This window comes from Klebsiella sp. WP8-S18-ESBL-06 (assembly GCF_014169755.1).
GTDB classification, from domain to species: domain Bacteria; phylum Pseudomonadota; class Gammaproteobacteria; order Enterobacterales; family Enterobacteriaceae; genus Kluyvera; species Kluyvera ascorbata_B.
Window position 1 is genome coordinate 2,829,348 of the sequence record NZ_AP022256.1, and the last position, 20,122, is coordinate 2,849,469.

Below are 20,122 nucleotides of genomic sequence, written 5' to 3' on the forward strand. Positions count from 1 at the left end.
GCTCATGAGTGTCGGGGGTTCAAGGTTAATTGCGCTGTTTTACAATTATTGTTCAACAGCACCGCCGATAAAACCGTAAACAGCAGTGCGGTACCGCCCATTAATAAATAGGTATCAGCAAAGCCGATTTTTTCGTATAAATAACCGCTCAACGGTGACAGCAAAACGGTGCCCACATAGTTCACGCTTTGATAGCCTAATAAATACATGGTGCCGTTAATTTTTTTATCAAAATTTATCTCGAGGTATTTAAATACCGACACCAGCAGAAAGGACATTTCAATGCCCCAGGAAAGTTTGATAATACCAATCGCTAGCGCGCTGGTGACCAGCCCGGAACCGATAAAACGTGCGGCGACGACAAAACCGGTGATCAGCATCCCCGCTTTTGGCCCCAGCCGGTTAACGATTCCCGGCGCAACCATCATGCACAGAAACTCGCAGCCAAGGCTCGCTGCGCCAAGATAGCCGTACATCTGATGTCCCGTCTCTTTACTGTCATAAAAGGTAATAAAGAAACGAGGATACTGCTGCTCCGCGACAAACAATACCCACACCACACCGCAAACATAAAGGACAAACGTCCAGAAATTGCGCTGGCGGAACAGGGCTGTGATGTCTTTCAGCGTCGTTTTTTCTTTGGCGATAATCCGGCTTTTCACCTCATCGCTGACCTCAATCTTCATGGTCAGAACAATAATCAGAATGACCAGCGCACCGGCAGAGCTGATGCCAAAGTTAATCATGGGGTTAATATTAAAAATGTAGCCAGTGCTGGCCGCCGAGAAAACTGAGCCAATCGCTCCCCACATGCGAATTTGCCCAAACTCAAGGTCAAACAGGCGACCAAAGCGGTCAAGATATGACTCGGCCGCCGCGCAGCCCGCGTAATACCCCATACTTAAAAAGACCGCACCCGCCACGATCCCCAGATAAAGAACATTCTGTAATAGCGGTTTGTAAATATAAAAGAAGAATGGAAACACGGTAATAGAAATAAGTGATATGAAAAAAAGCAAATCCTTACGCAGCCCAAGCCGATCGATTAAAAATCCGTAAACCGGTTTAATCAATACCGCACAAAAACCGTTTACTGCGAAAACAATACCGATCGCCACGCCGTCCAGACCTATTTTTTCTGATAACCAGAAGGAATAGGTATCCAGGGTCGCTTTCCATGAAAAAAAGTACACTAATATAAATAAGCTCAACGTAATATAAATTTTACGCTTTGCTTTTACTGCTTCGTCGCACGTATTCATAGGCTCTCCTATTTTGGAGTGCCAACAGTATTCGGGCAACCTGTTCTAAAACGGCATTGAGATCACAAAAAAAATCATTCTGCTAAAAACGTGGAAGTAATTGTCGTCGGGGCGGGGAAAAAGTTTGGAATTATGATGCAAACTTTTCTATTTTGATATGTCCAGAATAACCCGGTGGCACGGCACCACCGGGTTATTACGCGGCAGGGATTACTCTTCGCCCTTCTTATTACTCAAGCCATATTCCCGCAATTTATTGGCAATCGCCGTATGCGATACGCCAAGACGCTTAGCCAGCTTGCGCGTACTCGGATAGCTGCGATAAAGCTGAGTCAGCACCGAGCGCTCGAAACGGCGGGTAATGTCATCCAGCGAACCTTCCATCGCCTCTTCACCGACCGCCGCGCTTGAGACATCGTGATCCGGCAGCAGCACGTCCTGCGGACGCAGTTCGTAGCCTTCCAGCTGCGTCAGCGCACGATAGACTGCATTTTTCAGCTGCCGCACGTTGCCCGGCCAGCCATAGCGGGTCAGCACCGTATTCAAATCGGCAGACAGCTTCGGCCGCGCGATCCCCTGCTCATCGGCAAAGCGCGCCACGAACAGCTCGGTCAGCGGCATGATATCCTGCGGACGATCGCGCAGCGGCGGCAGGTTGAGCGTCAGCACGTTGAGGCGATAGTAGAGATCCTCACGGAATAATCCCTTTTGCACCAGCTCGACCAGGTTTTTCTGCGTGGCACAGATAACGCGCACGTCAACGTGCACTTCATGATCTTCACCCACCCGGCGGAAAGTGCCGTCATTGAGGAAGCGCAGCAGTTTCGTCTGCATACGCGGCGACATTTCGCCAATTTCATCCAGCAGCACCGAGCCGCCGTTAGCCTGCTCAAAGAACCCTTTTTTGCCATCGGCAGCATCGCCAAACAGCTCGCTCTCGACGGCATCTTCCGGGATAGAACCACAGTTCAGAGCCAGGTACGGCTTCGCCGCGCGCGGGCTCGCCAGATGGCAAGCGTGAGCCAGCAGATCTTTACCGGTGCCGGTTTCCCCCACAATCAGCAGCGGCGCGGTCAGCAGCGCCAGCTTACGAGCCTGATCGACCACCTGCCGCATACGCGGGCTGACGGCGACAATCTGGCTGAACGCGCTAACATCCTGCGTGGTCATGGTTTGCAGCTGACGGCCCATACGCAATGTCGAGCGCAGCATGACGACTGCCCCCGCCAGGATTCGGCTATCGCCCTCGCCGTTGATGTAGACCGGCGTGGCTTCCAGCAGGAAGTTTTGCCCGTGGATCACCACATGCTCAGCATGTGATTCCACCGCATCGCTCTCCAGCCAGCGCTGGAAGTTGAAGCCGCTAATCAGCTGCGCCACGTTGTGGTTACGCATGCGATCCTGGCTCATGCCAAACAGCTGGCAGCTCGCCGGGTTGGCACGTTCGATTTTGCTACGAGTATCCAGCGACAGCACCGGTTCCGGCATGGCTTCCAGCAGCGCGCTCAGCGCCAGGTGTTCGCGCTCGGAGGGCATCCACGGTACGGTACGTACGTCAGTGACGCCGGCGATACGGCGGATTTCCGCCATCAGGCTGCTGAAGCTGGAGAAATCCAGCTCCGCGAAATTAAGGTAGATTCGGCCAACAGGGTCGATATCGATACCGCGCAGATCAATACCGCGCAGGACCAATAAATCGAGCAGTTCACGAGTCAGACCAAGGCGGTCTTCACAAAAGACTTCAAGACGCATGGGAGTGTTCACCCTTAAGAGCCAAAGACGTATGAATAATAAGACAGTTATCGGTCGGCGGGAAGATGACTGTCAACAATTATTGACAGTATGGCGGAAAAATGGCCTTTGTGCCGTAAAGTTATACGATCAATCGGACAAAATCACTAAACTGCACCCGCGCCCTCTCCCTTTTAAGGGTGAGGGCGCGGACTGCGTCGGGCATTGAGGGGTTACCCCATACGGTGTTCGCCGCGCGTTAACGCTTCGCGATCGAAAAAGCGCTGAATGACGCCGCCGGCCATAAACGCCGCGCGATCCGACATATGCGCAATCACGTCCGCATCGTGGCTGACTAACAGATAGGTCATGCTGTGCGCCTGTTTGAGACGGTTAAGCAAATTAAGGATCTCCGCCTGCACCGACATATCCAGCGCCGATGTGGGTTCATCCAGCAGCAGGATTTTTGGACGCAACAACAGCGCGCGGGCAATGGCAACGCGCTGACGCTGGCCGCCGGAGAGCTGATGCGGATAGCGCCGCGCGGCATCGGCGGGCAGGCCCACCTGCTCCAGCGCGGTGCGCACGCGCATGTCGACCTCCGTCTCGCCGTGAATGCGCAGCGGTTCGCCCAACGTGCGCCACAGCGTATGATTCGGGTGCAGCGAGGCGTAAGGGTCCTGGAATACCATCTGCACATTGCGCCGCAGATCGCCGTGAAAGCGCGCCCCCGCGCCAATCTGGCGGCCGAACAGCGCCACCTTCCCGCGCCATTCCCGCTGAAGCCCGGCAATCACCCGCAGAATGGTCGACTTCCCGCAGCCGGACTCGCCGATCAGGCTGAACGTTTCGCCCTCCTCGACCTGAAAACTGGCAGCAGAGACTGCCGTTTTGTCACCAAAGGTCACCTGAAGCGACTCAAGATTAACGATCGCCATGCGCCGCCTCCTCAAAATTCTGCGTACGGTCCAGCGTCGGCAGCATCTGTCCATAGGTTTGCGCATTCGGGCGACAGGTCCACAGGGTGCGCGTATAGGGATGCGTAGCCTGCGGCAGGTCTGCAGCCGCCATCTCATCAACGCCGTTGCCCTGGTACATCACCAGCACGCGGTGGCAGTGCTGCGCCACCAGCGGCAGGTCGTGGCTGATCAGTAGCATGGCCATATGGCGTTGCTCGCACTGCGCGACCAATAGCTCAAGGATCTGGTTGCGCAGCCGGGCATCCAGCGCCGAGGTCGGTTCATCGGCGATCAGCACCTGCGGGTCGTTAATCAGCGCGATGGCGATCATCACCCGTTGCCCCATTCCACCGGACAGTTCGCCGGGATAGCGATCCAGCACGCGCACGTCCAGCCCCATGGCCAGCACGGCGGATTCTATTTTTTCCTGCCGCTCGCGTCGCCCCAGACGCTGATGCAGGGTCAGCGCTTCTTCCAGCTGTGCCCGTATGGTTTTCACCGGGTTCAGCGCATAGCGCGGGTCCTGTAATACCATGGCGATATCGTTACCACGCAGCTCACGCCAGCCACGCGCGTTGAGCGTCAGCACATCGCGGCCTAGCACGCTCAGTCGTTCGGCGCTGACGATACCGGGCTTACGCACCAGCCCCATCAACGCCCGTGCGGTCATCGACTTACCGGAGCCCGATTCGCCCACCAGCGCCAGGCGTTCATTACCCAGGGTAAAATTCATATTATTGACCACCCGGGCAGCAGGATAGTCAATATTCAGCCCCTGTACGCAGAGACGTTGTTCAGTCATGTTGCGGCTCCAGTACGTCACGTAAACCATCGCCTAGCAGGTTAAATGCCAGGCTGGCCAGCAGAATGGCCGCGCCCGGCGCGGCGGCAATCCACCACTGGTCAAAGATAACCTGCATACCATCGGCAATCATCGCCCCCCACTCCGCCATCGGCGGGCGAGCGCCCAGCCCGAGGAAACCGAGTCCCGCTGCCGCAAGAATAATGCCCGCCAGATCCAATGCCAGACGCACAATGGCGGACGGTAGGCACAGCGGCAGAATGTGGCCCACCAGCAGCCGTAGACCACGAATGCCCATCATTTCGGCGGCGGCCAGATAGTCGCTGTGGCGCAGACGCTGAATCTCGCTGCGCGCCTGGCGCGCATAGGCAGGCCAGGTGGTTAAGGCCAGCGCCAGCGCACCGTTCACGAGGCCAGGGCCGAGCATCGCGACAAATGCGAAGGCCAGAATCAGCCTCGGCATAGACATCACGACATCGGTAAAGCGCATCAGAGCGCGTTCCAGCCAGCCGCCGTAATAACCGGAGAGGATGCCAATCAGCAGCCCGACCGGCAGGGTAATCACCGTCACCAGCGCGACCAGCCCCAGCGCAGGCCGGGTACCGTAGATCAGCCGGGAAAGCAGATCGCGCCCGTAGCTGTCGGTCCCCAGCCAGTGCTGCACGCTGGGCATTTGCAGACGCGCGGCGGCATCCTGCCAGTTCGGGTCCTGCGGCGCGAGCCACGGCGCAAACAGCGCCGTCAGGACCAGTAAAGCAATAACCGTCAGCCCACAGCACGCCGCAGGTGAACGCAGCAGACGACGTAAAAATAGCGAAGTGGGCATTAGCGAACCCTCGGATCGGTTAGCCGCACCAGCACGTCGGTGAGGTTATTTATCAGGACAAAACACACGCCAATCAGCAGCGTTCCGCCCATAATCGCCGACGTATCACCGGCAAACAGTGCCGTCGTCAGGTAACGCCCGATGCCCGGCCAGGAAAAAACCGTTTCGGTCAGCACCGCGCCTTCCAGCATGGCGGTATAGGCCAGCGCAATCACCGTCAGCAGCGTGCCGCGAATATTCGGCAGCACGTGGCGCAGCAGAATGCTCATTTCTCCGGCCCCTTTGGCGCGCGCCAGCAGGATGTATTCTTTATTCATTTCGCTCAGACAGGCCGAACGCGTGAGGCGCGTAATGCTGGCCATCGAATAGTAGGCCAACAGCAGCACCGGCAGCACCAGGTGGCTGAAAGCGTTGCGGAAAGCCTCTTTATCGCCGGAAAGCCAGGTATCGATCAGCGCAAAGCCGGTTTTTGGCTCAATGGTGAACTGATAAATATCGTCAAGGCGACCGGGGCCGGGGCTCCACTGTAGCTTCGCGTAAAACAGCGCCAGCATCAGCAGCCCGAGCCAGAAAATCGGCACCGAGTTACCCAGCAGCGTCAACGTGCGCACGGCAAAATCCCACGGCGAGCCAGCATAGCGGGCGCACAAGACCCCGGCGATAACGCCGAAAATCGCACCGATAATCAGCGCCAGCGTCGCCAGTTCCAGCGTGGCCGGAAATGCCGCCAGCAGATCGTGCAGTACCGGCTGTCCGGTGGCGCTCGCGGTACCCAGATCGCCGTGGGTCAGATTCACCAGATAGTGCCAGAACTGTACCGGCAGCGATCGATCCAGCCCCAGCTGGTGGCGCACCTGGTCATAGGTAGATTGGCTGGCATGGTCGCCAACAATTTGCAGCACCCGATCGACGGGCGAAAGCGCAGAAAGCGCAAAGGTCACCAGCAGCAGCCCCAGAAGCGTCAGCGCCAGCGTCAGTAGCCCCTGAAGCAGCGCCGACAGCAGACGCCGGGTTCGCAGAGCGGTTAGATTCGGTAAAACGGCGGGCATGGGAATTCCGTATTTCTATCAACAACAAAACAAACGGCCGCGGCCCGTAGGCGGATACCTGCGGGCCGCGGCTGCGATAGCGGTTACTTGGTCACGCGATCGTACCAGACCATATCGGCGTTAAGCCCCTGCTGGTAGCCTTTCACATTATCGCGGATAACAATCTGCGTTTTCCCCTGATCGATAAAGATATACGGCGAGCTGCGCTGTAGCTCTTCCTGCATTTTCTTATACAGGTCAAGACGTTTAGCCGCATCCGGCTCAGCCACTGCCGCCAGCGTCGCTTTGTTCAGCTCAGGAATTTTCCAGCCGTTTAGCCCGGCGACGGTGCTTGATTTACCGTCATTAAAGGCAAAAGCGCTGGCGTTAGAGTGCGCATCGAAGTAGTCCGGGATCCATAGACGGATGGCCGCCTGGTGCTGCTTCGCACGCACGCGAGCGTACACCTGGCTGCCCGCGGCCGGCAGCAGTTCAACCTTCACGCCACCCTGGGCAAAGCTGGCCTGCATCGATTGCGCGATGGTGATAAACGGCGGCTTGTTTTCCACATCGAGGGTAAAGTGCGCATCTTTAATGCCCGCTTTCGCCAGAATCGCTTTCGCTTTTTCAGGGTCAAATTTAAACGGCGTGTTGTCCAGCGCGCCCGGGAAGCCGACCGGCAGGAAGCTCTGATGCACAAAATACTGCCCTTTCAGCAGATCTTTGGTAATCCCGTTATAGTCGACCAGCCAGCGCGCGGCCTCCCAGAACGCCGGGTTAGCCAGCAGCGGGTTGGCGGTATTGGCAGTGTTGAAGGCAACGTAGTTTTGCTCCGCAGAAGGAATGCTCAGCACCTGTAGGCCTGGCTTGCCCTGCAAGGCATCAATTTGGTCGGCGCCGAGATCGCGCGCCACGTCAGCGTCACCCTGCTGAATCAGCAGGCGGCGCGAGGCCGGATCGGGCACGTTTTTAATGATCACGCTTTTCAGCTTCGGCGCACCGGTTGGCGAGGTAGCGTTTGCTTCCAGTACGATGGCCTGGTGCGGCTGGTAAACGCGCATTTTAAACGCACCGCTGCCGGCCGAGTGCATTTTTAGCCACTCGTTGCCAAAGTCATTCCCCTTCACGTTGGCCGCGACCAATTTTTCATCCACGATAGAGGCAATTGGCGTCGACAGAATATTCAGCGCCACCGCCGGACTGACGTCAGCGGTCCAGTGAATTTGCAGCGTGTGATCGTCAACTTTCTTCAGTTGGCTAGCAATGTTATCCGGCTGCCAGCCTAAAACGTTGAGGATGAATGCCGGCGACTTGTTGAGCGTCACGGCGCGGGTGTAAGAGAAAATCACGTCTTCTGGACGAAGGGCGTTGCCGGAGGCAAATTTGGCGTCACTCTTAAGCTTGACGGTCAGCGTTTTCGCCGCCGCATCGGCCTGCCAGCTTTCGGCGAGAATCGGCGTGATTTTTGCCGGATCGTTGCGGTCCGGCTGGACCAGCCGCTGGTACAGGCTCGGCACCGTCTGGATGCTGGAAAGCTCGTTCGCTTCCGCCGGGTCAAGGCTGACGATATCATCCAGGCCCTGTGCGACCACCAGCGTCGTGGGCGGCGTAGCGGCATAGGCAGAAGCTGACAGCGCGGTCAGCACCAAAAACGGCAGCAATTTTCTTGTCATCGGGACTTCCTGATAATGATCATGCGGTTGGCGATACCCGCTAAGGTAGCGCCGCTTGTCACTTTCAGTAAAGATAAGTATAGATATACCTTATGCTATTTTCGCATAAGGTTATTTTATCTCGTTCAATCGTCCCGCGACGGCGCGCTTTTGCCCTTCTGTACCGTCGCCTTCAACTGCCCGACCAGCTCGCGGCGGAAATCCCCCAGACGCGGTTTGTCGTTGTCGATCCACGGCAGCGGGCGGCACAGTTCCATGGCTTTAATGCCCAGTCGTGCCGTGAGCAGCCCGGCACCAATACCCTGCGCTGCGCGAGTCGAAAGACGCGCGGCCAGATCCTGCGACATCCAGTCCATGCCAATTTCACGCACCAGCTCGCTGGCACCGGCAAAAGCGATATTGATCAGCACCAGTCGGAACAGGCGCAAACGGCTGTAGTAACCGAGCTCAATGCCGTACAGGTTAGCAATACGGTTAATCAGCCGCAGGTTACGCCAGGCGATAAACCCCATGTCCACCAGCGCCAGCGGACTGACGGCGATCATCAAGGTCGATTCTGCCGCTGAGCGGCTGATTTCGCGCCGCGCCTGCGCATCGAGCACCGGCTGCACCAGGTGTGCATACAGGCTCACCACTTCACGGTCGCTTTGGGTCTCGTGTATTGCGGCATACCAGCGCTGTAGCGCCGGATGAGATTGATCCAGCCCAGCCTGACGCGCCAGGCTCTCACAGAAGGCACGCGCTTTGCCGACGCTGTGGCTGTGCATCAGCGTGCGGGCCTCATCACGCTCCTGCGCGCGCTGGCGTAAACGCCACAGCCTGCGCCACTCGGTCGCGACCGAGCCCACGCCCGCGCCAACGATCAGCGCGCCCGCAACGCAGCCGCCCAGCGCGGCCCAGTCCTGGGTTTGCCAGGCATTCACCGTCCACTGCACGCCCTGCGCAACCACGCTGGCGCCAAACAGCGTAAGCCCGGCGGCGACCATTTTACGCCACAGACTGCGTTTCGGGCGCAGCGCCGCTTCCACGGTAGCTTCGGCCTGCCCTTCCGGCTCGCCGATGTCATCCAGCGCCACGGGGGCGAATTTTTCCGCCGCTTCACCGTCAAACGCCTGCGCGCCTTTAAACTGTTCCGCCTTCGCTTCGTCAAGCGGCCCGTCAAAATCGATTCGCGGTTTAAAAGAATCGGTCATCGCAGCTTATCTCCAATCAAAAACTCCAGCGCCGCATCCAGGCGGATGTGCGGCAGCGGCTGGTCAACGTCCATCGTTAGCGGGCGAAAAGCCTCGAACTGGAAGCCCTGTTTGTCCCAGAAAGCCTGGCCCGGCAGCCGTGCCGGAACTTCGCCAGGATAAACCGTCAGCGGCTGGCCGTCGCTCAAACGATGGCCGCGCAGCGCGGGGATCTTCTCGCCGTTGACCTCAATCAACCCGCTTTGCGTCGCCTGCACCGAAGCCAGCCCCAGGCAGTCCATGGTGATACCTTCAAAGGCGGCATTCTGCCAGGCATCCTGAATCAGCTGTTGTAGCAGCGACACCATATTGCCGTGCTGATCGACGGTCACGTGATCCGCCTTGGTAGCGGCAAACAGCAGCTTATCAATCACCGGCGAAAACAGGCGGCGGAACAGCGTGCGCTGACCATAGTGGAAGCTGTGCATCAACTGAGTCAGGGCCAGACGCATATCGTTAAACGCCTGCGGCCCGCTGTTGAGCGGCTGTAAACAGTCAACCAGCACGATCTGGCGGTCGAAACGCAGGAAATGCTCTTTGTAGAACCCTTTCACCACTTTTTCGCAGTAATAATGGAAGCGTTCGCGCAGCATCCCCGCATTGCTGTGTTTGTCCGCCTGCGCCAGTTTTGCCTCACCCGCACCGTCGACGTCAGGCCACGGGAAGAACTGTAATGCCGGGGCGCCCGCCATATCACCGGGCAGCACAAAGCGCCCTGGCTGAATAAAGTGCAGCCCTTCCTGCTTACAGCGGTGCAGATAGTCGGTCCAGGCCTGGGCGATTTCCGCCAGACGGTTTTCATCGGCGGGAGCCAGCGGATCCAGCCCGGCGCACAGCTGGCGCCATTTTGCCGACCACTCGCCGCGCTGGCCGTTCAGCAGACCGGTCATCTGTCGCGACCAGGTCAGGTAGTCCTGATTCAGCATCGGCAGATCGAGCAGCCATTCGCCGGGATAGTCGACAATCTCCAGATACAGCGTGGAGGTCTCTTTGAAATGACGCAGCAGCGAATCGTTGGATTTGTAGCGTAGCGCAAGGCGAATTTCACTCACTCCGCGAGTGGGCGTCGGCCACGCCGGCGGCTGGCCGTAGAGCTGCGCCAGCCCTTCGTCATAGGTAAAGCGTGGAATGCCGAGATCGCGCTGGGGAATGCGCTTCACGCCCAGCAGGCGCTCCTCACGCACCGCGCTCAGCAGCGGCAGCCGCGCGCCGGTATGCACGTTCAGCAGTTGATTCACCAGGCCGGTGATAAATGCGGTCTTGCCGCTCCGGCTCAGGCCGGTAACGGCAAGACGAAGATGCCGGTCAACGCCACGGTTGACCAGCGCATTGAATTCATTTTTGAGTCGCTTCATTGCTTATCAGACACTCCCGTCCACGCCGATAGCGCTATTTTGCCATGGGGAAATAGCGTTTGGCGAGGCGCGACAGCAGCGGTTCCAGCGCCACCGCCAGGATCATTTTCAACGGACGGCGCGCCACGGACTTCACCGCCCATCCGGCGACGCCCGCCGGACCGTAACGCAGTGCGGTCAGCAGAGCGAGTTTGCCGACGATTTTCAAACCGGGCTTCACCTTCTGTCCCGCCCGCTGCCATTTATTGCTCATCGTTTACCTCTTTATCAGAGCTGACGGAAGCGGCTGCGCAACGTAAAGGTATCGGACGTCACGTAGCGTTCCATCTCGCGTAACCGCTGTTCGCCAGCGGCCAGTTCGGCATCGACCGCGTCCAACAAGTCGCGGCTGGTGGGCTGATGCTCGCCGTTCATGGCCCCTTCCGGCATCGGATCGAGGGCAAAGGTCAGAATGACGTAGGCGACGAGGACGAAGAAAAACAGGCCGAACAGCATCGCCAGCACGGTAATAATACGAATCAGCTTCACCGGCACGTCGAGGTACTCGGCAATGCCGGCACAGACCCCTTTCACCATGCCCCGCTGCGGGATTCGCCACAGCTTTTTGTTAAAATCCAGCGCCATTATTTGTCTCTCCAGTTTGGATGCTCGGCATCGAGAATCGCCTCCAACGCCTGAATGCGTTCGCGCATTCGCTTCGCGTCATCGGTCAGCTGCAGCAGACGCTGCTGCTCGCCCTGCGAAAGCTCACCCGAACGGGAGCGGTTGCTGTAGTGAAGCCAGAGCCAAATTGGCAATACGAACAGCACAAACAGCGTCAGCGGTATGCCAAGAAAAAGCGCGCTCATAATAACTCCTTATCATGTATGAGCAGCGGCGCGGGGATGGCGCGCCGCTGGAATAATTATTCGTTATCTTGCTTCATTTTGGCTTTCAGCGCGGCCAACTGCTCGCTGATTTCATCGTCCGCCTTCAGCTCAGCAAACTGCTGGTCCAGCGACGGCTGTTTACCAAAGCGGTGGCTCTCAGCCTCGGCTTCCATATGATCGATACGACGTTCAAAGGACTCGAAGCGGGCCATCGCTTCATCCAGTTTACCGCTGTCCAACTGACGACGCACATCGCGGGACGAACTGGCCGCCTGATGACGCAGCGCCAGCGACTGCTGACGGGCGCGGGTTTCGCTCAGCTTGTTTTCCAGCTCGCCAATCTCTTTTTTCATTCGCGCCAGCGTTTCATCCACCAGCGTGACTTCATGCTCCAGCGTATCGATAACATCGGTCAGCTTTTGTTTTTCAATCAGCGCCGCGCGCGCCAGATCTTCTTTATCTTTGCGCAGCGCCAGCTCGGCTTTCTCCTGCCACTCAACCTGTTGCGCCAGCGCACGTTCCACGCGGCGGGTCAGGTCTTTCTTTTCCGCCAGCGCGCGGGCGGAGGTGGAGCGCACTTCCACCAGCGTATCTTCCATTTCCTGGATCATCAGTCGCACCAGCTTCTGCGGATCTTCTGCTTTCTCGAGCAGCGAGTTGATGTTGGCGTTCACGATGTCGGCAAAACGAGAAAAAATACCCATTGTTCAATCCTCATAGTTCTGTGTTTCGGGCTTAGCCCTGCGTAATGCTTATTACAACTTCCGTGCCAACTTTTTATCTCATTGATTATAAAAGAGGTGATTGAATTTTGCGCCGCAAGCGTCTACAGTAAAATGCCGAATTACACCAACAAGTGGCGAATTTCATCATGGCAGAATACAAAGATAACCTTCTCGGCGAGAACAACCGCTTTCTCGAAGTGCTGGAGCAGGTTTCCCGGCTGGCGCCGCTGAATAAACCGGTGCTGATTATCGGTGAGCGCGGGACGGGCAAGGAGCTTATCGCCAACCGTCTGCACTACCTCTCCTCCTGCTGGCAGGGGCCGTTTATTTCGCTCAACTGCGCGGCGCTGAATGAAAACCTGCTCGATTCCGAACTGTTCGGCCATGAGGCCGGCGCCTTTACCGGCGCGCAAAAGCGTCATCCAGGCCGTTTCGAGCGCGCCGATGGCGGCACGTTGTTCCTTGATGAACTGGCCACCGCGCCAATGCTGGTACAGGAGAAACTGCTGCGCGTCATTGAATACGGCGAGCTCGAACGCGTCGGCGGCAGTCAGCCATTGCAGGTCAACGTCCGCCTGGTCTGCGCTACCAACGCCGATCTGCCCCAGCAGGTTGCGGAAGGCACCTTCCGCGCCGACCTGCTTGACCGTCTGGCGTTTGACGTGGTGCTGCTACCGCCCTTACGCGAGCGCCAGAGCGATATCATGCTGATGGCCGAACATTTTGCGATTCAGATGTGCCGCGAGCTGAAGCTACCGCTGTTCCCGGGCTTTACCGAACGCGCGCGCGACACGCTGCGGCACTACCGCTGGCCGGGTAATATTCGCGAACTGAAAAACGTGGTGGAGCGTTCAGTTTATCGCCATGGCTCCATTGATGAACCGCTGGACGACATTATTATCGACCCCTTCCACCGCCAGCCCGCCATCAGCAGCGCAACGCAAGAGGCTACCGCCCGCCCCGCGCTGCCGCTTAACCTGCGCCAGTTTCAGCTGGAGCAAGAAAAAAGCCTGCTACAGCAAAGCCTGCAACAGGCCCGGTTTAATCAGAAAAACGCCGCAGAACTGCTGGGGCTAACCTACCATCAACTGCGCGCGCTGTTAAAAAAACATCAGATCTGACAACGGCACGACGCGCCGCACCAGCGGCGAATTTTGCGTGGCGATCAGAGAGCAACACGCGGGTGTGATACGCGTTAACCCCACTGATTTGATGACTTTTAAAGCAGTTACGCGCAGACATTTGTACCTGGCAGCCGTAAGTGCGATACACTTTGCAGATCAATCGAAAAAATACAGAAACTATGCGCCTGAATTTGTCACCTTTCCTGGCAGCGTTGGGGTTAATCTGCGGCCAGGCGATTGCCGCACCGCAGCCGCTTGCCCCACCCCATGCCGACATTCGCGACAGCGGCTTTGTCTACTGCGTTAGCGGGCAGGTTAACACCTTTAACCCGCAAAAAGCGGGCAGCGGGCTGATTGTCGATACCCTCGCCGCACAGCTTTACGACCGTCTGCTGGACGTCGACCCGTACACCTATCGTCTGGTGCCGGAGCTGGCGGAAAGCTGGGAGGTGCTGGACAACGGCGCAACCTACCGTTTCCATCTGCGCCATAACGTGCAGTTTCAGACCACCCGCTGGTTTACGCCGTCGCGCGCGCTGAACGCCGACGACGTGGTGTTTACCTTCGAGCGCATTTTCGATCGCCAGCACCCGTGGCATAACGTCAACGGCAGCGCGTTCCCCTATTTCGATAGCCTGCAGTTTGCCGACAGCGTACAGAGCGTGCGCAAGCTCGATAGCCACACGGTTGAGTTTCGCCTCGCGCGGCCGGACGCGTCTTTCCTCTGGCATCTGGCCACCCACTACGCGTCGGTGATGTCAGCAGAATACGCCGCCAGGCTCACCCAAGAGGATCGTCAGGAGCAGTTGGATCGCCAGCCGGTAGGCACAGGGCCGTTCCAGCTTGATGAATATCGCGCCGGGCAATATATCCGCTTGCAGCGTCACCCGCAGTTCTGGCGCGGTACGCCGCTGATGCCGCAGGTGGTGGTTGACCTCGGTTCCGGCGGCACCGGGCGGCTGTCGAAGCTGCTGACCGGCGAGTGCGATGTTCTGGCCTGGCCTGCCGCCAGCCAGTTAACCATTTTACGTGACGATCCGCGCCTGCGCCTGACGCTGCGCCCGGGGATGAACATCGCCTATCTGGCCTTTAATACCGACAAACCGCCGCTCAATAATCCTGAGGTACGTCATGCGCTGTCGCTGGCTATCAATAATCAGCGTCTGATGCAGTCGATTTATTACGGTACCGCCGAAACGGCGGCGTCGATTTTGCCTCGTGCCTCCTGGGCCTACGATAACGAAGCTAAAATTACCGAATACAACCCGAAAGAAGCGCGGCGCCGTTTGCAGGCTCTGGGCCTCGATAAGCTGACGCTGCGCCTGTGGGTGCCTACCAGCTCTCAGGCGTGGAACCCCAGCCCGCTGAAAACCGCGGAGCTGATTCAGGCCGATATGGCGCAGATTGGCGTCAAAGTGATTATCGTCCCGGTGGAAGGCCGCTTCCAGGAGGCCAGGCTGATGGACATGAACCACGACCTGACCCTCTCCGGCTGGGCCACCGACAGTAACGACCCGGACAGCTTTTTCCGCCCGCTGTTGAGCTGTGCGGCGATTAACTCGCAAACCAACTTTGCCCATTGGTGCAACCGCGAATTCGACAACGTGCTGCGCAAAGCGCTGGACTCGCAGCAGCTGGCATCACGTATTGACGCCTACGACGAAGCCCAGCAGATTCTGGCTCGCGAGCTGCCGATACTGCCGCTGGCCTCCTCGCTGCGGCTGCAGGCCTACCGGTACGATATTAAAGGGCTGGTGCTGAGCCCGTTTGGTAACGCCTCGTTCGCCGGCGTCTCGCGGGAAAAAGAAGAGAAGGTGCAAAAACCATGATTATTTTCACCCTTCGTCGCCTGTTGCTGCTGCTGGTTACGCTCTTTTTCCTGACCTTCGTTGGCTTCAGCCTGAGCTACTTTACCCCGCACGCACCGCTTCAGGGCGCATCGCTGTGGAACGCATGGACGTTCTGGTTTGAAAGCGTCCTGCACTGGGATTTCGGCGTGTCGAGCATCAACGGCCAGCCGATCTCCGAGCAGCTGCGCGAGGTCTTCCCCGCCACGATGGAGCTGTGCATTCTGGCGTTCGGCTTTGCGCTGCTGATGGGTATTCCGGTCGGTATGCTGGCCGGGATCACCCGCAACAAATGGCAGGACAAAGTCATCAGCTTCTTCGCGCTGCTCGGCTTCTCCATTCCTGTTTTCTGGCTGGCGCTGCTGCTGACGCTGTTCTTCTCGCTGACGCTGGGCTGGCTGCCGGTTTCCGGCCGCTTTGATCTGCTGTACGAAGTGAAAAACGTCACCGGTTTTGCGCTGATTGACGCGTGGCTTTCCGACTCGCCGTGGCGCCATGAGATGATCGTCAGCGCCCTGCGTCATATGGTGCTGCCGGTACTGACGCTGGCCGTCGCCCCAACCACCGAAGTGGTGCGCCTGATGCGTATCAGCACCATCGCTGTCTACGACACCAACTACGTGAAGGCCGCCGCCACCCGCGGCGTATCGCGCCTGACCATTCTGCGCCGTCACGTGCTGCACAACGCGCTGCCGCCGGTTATTCCCCGCCTGGGGCTGCAGTTTTCCACCATGTTGACGCTGGCAATGATCACCGAAATGGTCTTTAGCTGGCCGGGGCTCGGACGCTGGCTGATTAACGCCATTCGCCAGCAGGACTACGCGGCCATTTCGGCCGGTGTGATGGTGATTGGCGCGCTGGTGATCATCGTTAACGTGATTTCCGATATTTTGGGTGCTATGGCTAACCCACTGAAACATAAGGAATGGTATGCCTTACGATAGCGTCTACCTTGAGAAGCGCCCGCCGGGCGCCCTGCGCACCGTGTGGCGTAAGTTCTACGGTGACACCACCGCGATGATCGGCTTTTACGGCTGCATCGCCCTGGCGGTAATCTGCATTCTCGGCGGCTGGTTTGCGCCATACGGTATCGATCAACAGTTCCTCGGCTATCAACTGCTGCCGCCGTCGTGGTCGCGCTACGGCGAGGTCTCCTTCTTCCTCGGCACCGACGACCTGGGCCGTGATGTCTTAAGCCGTCTGCTGAGCGGCGCGGCCCCCACCGTTGGCGGCGCGTTTGTGGTGACCCTCGCGGCTACCGCTTTTGGGCTGGTGCTGGGCGCGTTTGCCGGGTCAACCCACGGCCTGCGCTCGGCGGTACTGAACCACATCCTTGATACGCTTTTATCCATCCCCTCTTTGCTGCTGGCGATTATCGTGGTGGCCTTTGCCGGGCCACACCTGACGCACGCTATGTTTGCCGTCTGGCTGGCGCTGCTGCCGCGCATGGTGCGCTCTATCTACAGCATGGTGCACGACGAGCTGGAGCGCGATTACGTCATCGCCGCGCGTCTGGACGGCGCGACGACGCTGAATATTTTATGGTTTGCCATTCTGCCGAACATCGCCGCCGGGCTGGTCACCGAAATTACCCGCGCCCTGTCGATGGCGATTCTGGACATTGCCGCGCTGGGCTTTCTTGATCTTGGCGCGCAGCTGCCTTCCCCCGAATGGGGCGCGATGCTGGGTGATGCGCTGGAACTTATCTATGTTGCGCCGTGGACGGTGATGCTGCCCGGCGCGGCCATTATGGTCAGCGTACTGCTGGTCAACCTGCTGGGCGACGGCATTCGCCGCGCGATTAATGCGGGGGTGGAATAATGCCGTTACTGGATATTCGCAACTTAACCATTGAGTTTAAAACCAACGAAGGCTGGGTGAAGGCCGTCGATCGCGTCAGCATGACGCTGGCAGAAGGTGAAATTCGCGGCCTGGTAGGGGAGTCTGGCTCGGGCAAAAGCCTGATTGCCAAAGCAATTTGCGGCGTCACCAAAGACAACTGGCGGGTCACCGCCGACCGTATGCGCTTTGATGATATTGACCTGCTGCGCCTGTCCAATCGCGAGCGCCGCAGGCTGGTCGGCCACAACGTATCGATGATTTTCCAGGAGCCGCAGTCCTGTCTCGATCCGTCTGAACGTGTGGGCATGCAGCTGATGCAAAATATCCCTGGCTGGACCTTTAAAGGCCGCTGGTGGCAGCGTCTGGGCTGGCGTAAGCGCCGCGCCATCGAGCTTTTACACCGCGTGGGGATTAAAGATCACAAAGACGCGATGCGTAGCTTCCCCTACGAGCTGACCGAAGGCGAATGTCAGAAAGTGATGATCGCGATTGCGCTCGCCAACCAGCCGCGTCTGCTGATTGCCGACGAGCCAACCAACGCCATGGAGCCCACCACTCAGGCGCAAATCTTCCGCCTGCTGACCGGCCTTAACCAGAATAACAACACCACCATTTTGTTGATTTCACACGACTTGCAAATGCTGACCCACTGGGCGGATAAGATTAACGTCATGTACTGCGGGCAGACGGTGGAGAGCGCGCCCAGCGAAGAGCTGGTGACGATTCCACATCACCCGTATACCCAGGCGCTGATTCGCGCTATTCCGGACTTCGGCCGTTCGATGCCGCATAAGAGCCGCCTGAACACCCTTTCCGGGGCCATTCCGCTGCTCGAACAGCTGCCGATGGGCTGCCGCCTGGGGCCGCGCTGCCCTTATGCACAGCGCAAATGCATTGAAACCCCGCGCCTGACGGGAGCGAAGAACCACCTGTTCGCCTGTCATTTCCCGCTGAACATGGAGAAAGAGTGACATGGTTGAAACGCTGCTTGAAGTTCGCAACCTGAGTAAAACCTTCCGCTACCGCACCGGCTGGTTCCACCGCCAGACGCTACAGGCGGTGAAGCCGTTGAGCTTTACGCTGCGCGAAAAACAGACGCTGGCGATCATCGGTGAGAACGGTTCCGGCAAATCGACGCTGGCCAAAATGCTGGCGGGGATGGTCGAGCCGACCACCGGCGAGCTGCTGATTGACGATCACCCGCTGGAATTCGGCGATTATTCGTTCCGTAGCCAGCGTATTCGCATGATTTTCCAGGACCCGAGCACCTCGCTGAACCCGCGTCAGCGTATTTCGCAGATCCTTGATTTCCCGCTGCGCCTGAACACCGATCTCGAGCCGGAGGCGCGGCAGAAGCAGATTATCGACACGCTGCGTCTGGTCGGCTTGCTGCCGGATCACGTCAGCTACTATCCGCATATGCTGGCGCCGGGCCAGAAACAGCGTCTGGGGCTGGCGCGCGCGCTGATCCTACGTCCCAAAGTAATCATCTGTGATGAAGCGCTGGCCTCGCTGGATATGTCGATGCGCTCGCAGCTGGTTAACCTGATGCTCGAACTGCAGGAAAAACAGGGGATCTCGTATATTTACGTGACCCAGCATTTAGGCATGATGAAACACATCAGCGATCAGGTGCTGGTGATGCACCAGGGTGAGGTTGTGGAACGCGGCAGCACTGCTGATGTGCTGGCCTCTCCGCTGCACGATTTAACCAAGCGACTGATTGCTGGCCACTTTGGCGAGGCGCTGACCGCCGACGCCTGGCGTAAAGATCGCTAACACTGAAGAGAAGGATGAAATACGATGGGTTTTCTTTCCGGTAAACGTATTCTGATTACGGGCGTCGCCAGTAAGCTCTCCATCGCCTACGGTATTGCCCAAGCGATGCAGCGCGAAGGCGCCGAGCTGGCATTCACCTATCAGAACGACAAACTGAAAGGCCGCGTAGTCGAGTTCGCCGCCTCTCTGGGCTCCAGCATCGTTCTGCCGTGTGACGTGGCGGAAGATGCAAGCATCGATTCCCTGTTCACCGAGCTGGCTAAAGTCTGGCCGACGTTTGACGGTTTTGTTCACTCTATTGGCTTTGCTCCGGCAGATCAGCTGGACGGTGATTACGTCAATGCCGTGACCCGTGAAGGTTTTAAAATCGCTCACGACATCAGCGCTTACAGCTTTGTGGCGATGGCGAAAGCCTGCCGCAGCATGCTGAATCCCGGCGCTGCGCTGTTGACCCTTTCCTATCTGGGTGCCGAGCGCGCTATCCCGAACTACAACGTGATGGGGCTGGCTAAAGCGTCGCTGGAGGCCAACGTGCGCTATATGGCGAACGCTATGGGGCCAGAGGGGGTGCGCGTAAACGCGATTTCGGCCGGCCCAATTCGCACGCTCGCCGCCTCCGGCATCAAGGATTTCCGCAAAATGCTGGCGCACTGCGAAGCCGTCACGCCGATTCGCCGCACCGTCACTATCGAAGACGTGGGGAACTCCGCCGCCTTCTTGTGCTCTGACCTTTCCGCCGGGATCACCGGAGAAGTGGTGCACGTGGACGGCGGTTTCAGCATTGCCGCGATGAACGAACTGGAACTGTAGGCCGGGTAAGGCAACGCCGCCATCCGGCAATGTGCTCCGCATTGCCGGATGGCGCTACGCTTATCAGGCCTGCATTCTCCGGCGTCACTGCGTTCTGCCGGGCGACAAGGTTTCCCTTCTTCCCCCTCTGTTATTCCAGTCAGTTATTAATTATCGCCGAACAATATTTTCTCCCTCGTCACGCATGCGCCAGGATATTTACCCATAACGATCCGGCAACATCACCTTCGACGCTGCTGGTTCGCCACCTTCAGATCA

At 58.2% G+C, this 20,122-nt stretch carries 20 protein-coding genes; 7 read left to right on the forward strand and 13 right to left on the reverse strand.

The window, feature by feature from the left end; genetic code table 11:
- Positions 1 to 2: 2 nt before the first annotated feature.
- The 13 genes from H7R76_RS13570 to pspA form a co-directional block, all read right to left on the reverse strand.
- Positions 3 to 1,262 (reverse strand): oligosaccharide MFS transporter, encoded by a 1,260-nt coding sequence (locus H7R76_RS13570; protein WP_182965519.1) that lies wholly within the window; start codon positions 1,260 to 1,262, stop codon positions 3 to 5.
- A 210-nt stretch (positions 1,263 to 1,472) separates the two neighbouring features.
- Positions 1,473 to 3,014, reverse strand: a complete 1,542-nt coding sequence (gene tyrR, locus H7R76_RS13575; RefSeq protein WP_106928965.1) for a transcriptional regulator TyrR — start codon at positions 3,012 to 3,014, stop codon at positions 1,473 to 1,475.
- A 212-nt stretch (positions 3,015 to 3,226) separates the two neighbouring features.
- Positions 3,227 to 3,931: an ABC transporter ATP-binding protein gene (locus H7R76_RS13580; protein WP_182965521.1), complete on the reverse strand. Its 705-nt coding sequence runs from the start codon at positions 3,929 to 3,931 to the stop codon at positions 3,227 to 3,229.
- A complete protein-coding gene (locus H7R76_RS13585; protein ID WP_182929027.1) occupies positions 3,918 to 4,754 on the reverse strand; it encodes an ABC transporter ATP-binding protein in 837 nt (278 codons plus the stop codon). Before H7R76_RS13585 ends, H7R76_RS13580 begins: the two co-directional genes overlap by 14 nt.
- The gene (locus tag H7R76_RS13590; RefSeq protein WP_182965523.1) at positions 4,747 to 5,580 is read right to left on the reverse strand and encodes an ABC transporter permease; all 834 of its coding nucleotides are present in this window, start codon (positions 5,578 to 5,580) and stop codon (positions 4,747 to 4,749) included. The genes H7R76_RS13585 and H7R76_RS13590 overlap by 8 nt, the downstream gene beginning before the upstream one ends.
- Positions 5,580 to 6,629, reverse strand: coding sequence for an ABC transporter permease (locus H7R76_RS13595; RefSeq protein ID WP_106928972.1), 1,050 nt, complete (start codon positions 6,627 to 6,629; stop codon positions 5,580 to 5,582). The genes H7R76_RS13590 and H7R76_RS13595 overlap by 1 nt, the downstream gene beginning before the upstream one ends.
- A gap of 83 nt (positions 6,630 to 6,712) precedes the next feature.
- Positions 6,713 to 8,281, reverse strand: coding sequence for an ABC transporter substrate-binding protein (locus H7R76_RS13600; protein WP_106928974.1), 1,569 nt, complete (start codon positions 8,279 to 8,281; stop codon positions 6,713 to 6,715).
- Positions 8,282 to 8,406: 125 nt separating this feature from the next.
- Entirely contained in the window at positions 8,407 to 9,474 is a 1,068-nt protein-coding gene (locus H7R76_RS13605) for a YcjF family protein (RefSeq protein WP_182929028.1), read from the reverse strand.
- Positions 9,471 to 10,868 carry a YcjX family GTP-binding protein gene (locus tag H7R76_RS13610; protein ID WP_106928979.1) on the reverse strand — a complete coding sequence of 466 codons (1,398 nt, stop codon included), beginning with the start codon at positions 10,866 to 10,868 and terminating at the stop codon, positions 9,471 to 9,473. The genes H7R76_RS13605 and H7R76_RS13610 overlap by 4 nt, the downstream gene beginning before the upstream one ends.
- 34 nt (positions 10,869 to 10,902) lie before the next feature.
- Positions 10,903 to 11,121, reverse strand: a complete 219-nt coding sequence (gene pspD / locus H7R76_RS13615; RefSeq protein ID WP_106928981.1) for a phage shock protein PspD — start codon at positions 11,119 to 11,121, stop codon at positions 10,903 to 10,905.
- Between the two features lie 14 nt (positions 11,122 to 11,135).
- A complete protein-coding gene (pspC, locus tag H7R76_RS13620; protein WP_182930645.1) occupies positions 11,136 to 11,495 on the reverse strand; it encodes an envelope stress response membrane protein PspC in 360 nt (119 codons plus the stop codon).
- Positions 11,492 to 11,716 carry an envelope stress response membrane protein PspB gene (pspB, locus tag H7R76_RS13625; protein ID WP_106928985.1) on the reverse strand — a complete coding sequence of 75 codons (225 nt, stop codon included), beginning with the start codon at positions 11,714 to 11,716 and terminating at the stop codon, positions 11,492 to 11,494. Before pspB ends, pspC begins: the two co-directional genes overlap by 4 nt.
- Positions 11,717 to 11,772: 56 nt before the next feature.
- Positions 11,773 to 12,441, reverse strand: a complete 669-nt coding sequence (gene pspA / locus H7R76_RS13630; RefSeq protein WP_106928987.1) for a phage shock protein PspA — start codon at positions 12,439 to 12,441, stop codon at positions 11,773 to 11,775.
- A 167-nt stretch (positions 12,442 to 12,608) separates the two neighbouring features.
- Between pspA and pspF the strand changes: the two genes are divergently transcribed.
- The 7 genes from pspF (at position 12,609) to fabI (ending at position 19,864) form a co-directional block, all read left to right on the forward strand.
- The gene (gene pspF / locus H7R76_RS13635) at positions 12,609 to 13,583 is read left to right on the forward strand and encodes a phage shock protein operon transcriptional activator (RefSeq protein ID WP_182965525.1); all 975 of its coding nucleotides are present in this window, start codon (positions 12,609 to 12,611) and stop codon (positions 13,581 to 13,583) included.
- 182 nt (positions 13,584 to 13,765) lie between these two features.
- Complete coding sequence (sapA, locus tag H7R76_RS13640; protein ID WP_106928991.1) at positions 13,766 to 15,415, forward strand: ABC transporter substrate-binding protein SapA; 1,650 nt, start codon at positions 13,766 to 13,768, stop codon at positions 15,413 to 15,415.
- Entirely contained in the window at positions 15,412 to 16,377 is a 966-nt protein-coding gene (gene sapB, locus H7R76_RS13645) for a putrescine export ABC transporter permease SapB (RefSeq protein ID WP_106928993.1), read from the forward strand. Before sapA ends, sapB begins: the two co-directional genes overlap by 4 nt.
- A complete protein-coding gene (gene sapC / locus H7R76_RS13650) occupies positions 16,364 to 17,254 on the forward strand; it encodes a putrescine export ABC transporter permease SapC (RefSeq protein WP_106928994.1) in 891 nt (296 codons plus the stop codon). The genes sapB and sapC overlap by 14 nt, the downstream gene beginning before the upstream one ends.
- Positions 17,254 to 18,246: a putrescine export ABC transporter ATP-binding protein SapD gene (sapD, locus tag H7R76_RS13655; protein WP_106928996.1), complete on the forward strand. Its 993-nt coding sequence runs from the start codon at positions 17,254 to 17,256 to the stop codon at positions 18,244 to 18,246. The genes sapC and sapD overlap by 1 nt, the downstream gene beginning before the upstream one ends.
- 1 nt (position 18,247) lies before the next feature.
- The gene (gene sapF, locus H7R76_RS13660; protein WP_106928998.1) at positions 18,248 to 19,054 is read left to right on the forward strand and encodes a putrescine export ABC transporter ATP-binding protein SapF; all 807 of its coding nucleotides are present in this window, start codon (positions 18,248 to 18,250) and stop codon (positions 19,052 to 19,054) included.
- A 24-nt stretch (positions 19,055 to 19,078) separates the two neighbouring features.
- Positions 19,079 to 19,864 (forward strand): enoyl-ACP reductase FabI, encoded by a 786-nt coding sequence (gene fabI / locus H7R76_RS13665; RefSeq protein WP_106928999.1) that lies wholly within the window; start codon positions 19,079 to 19,081, stop codon positions 19,862 to 19,864.
- Positions 19,865 to 20,122 lie beyond the last annotated feature (258 nt).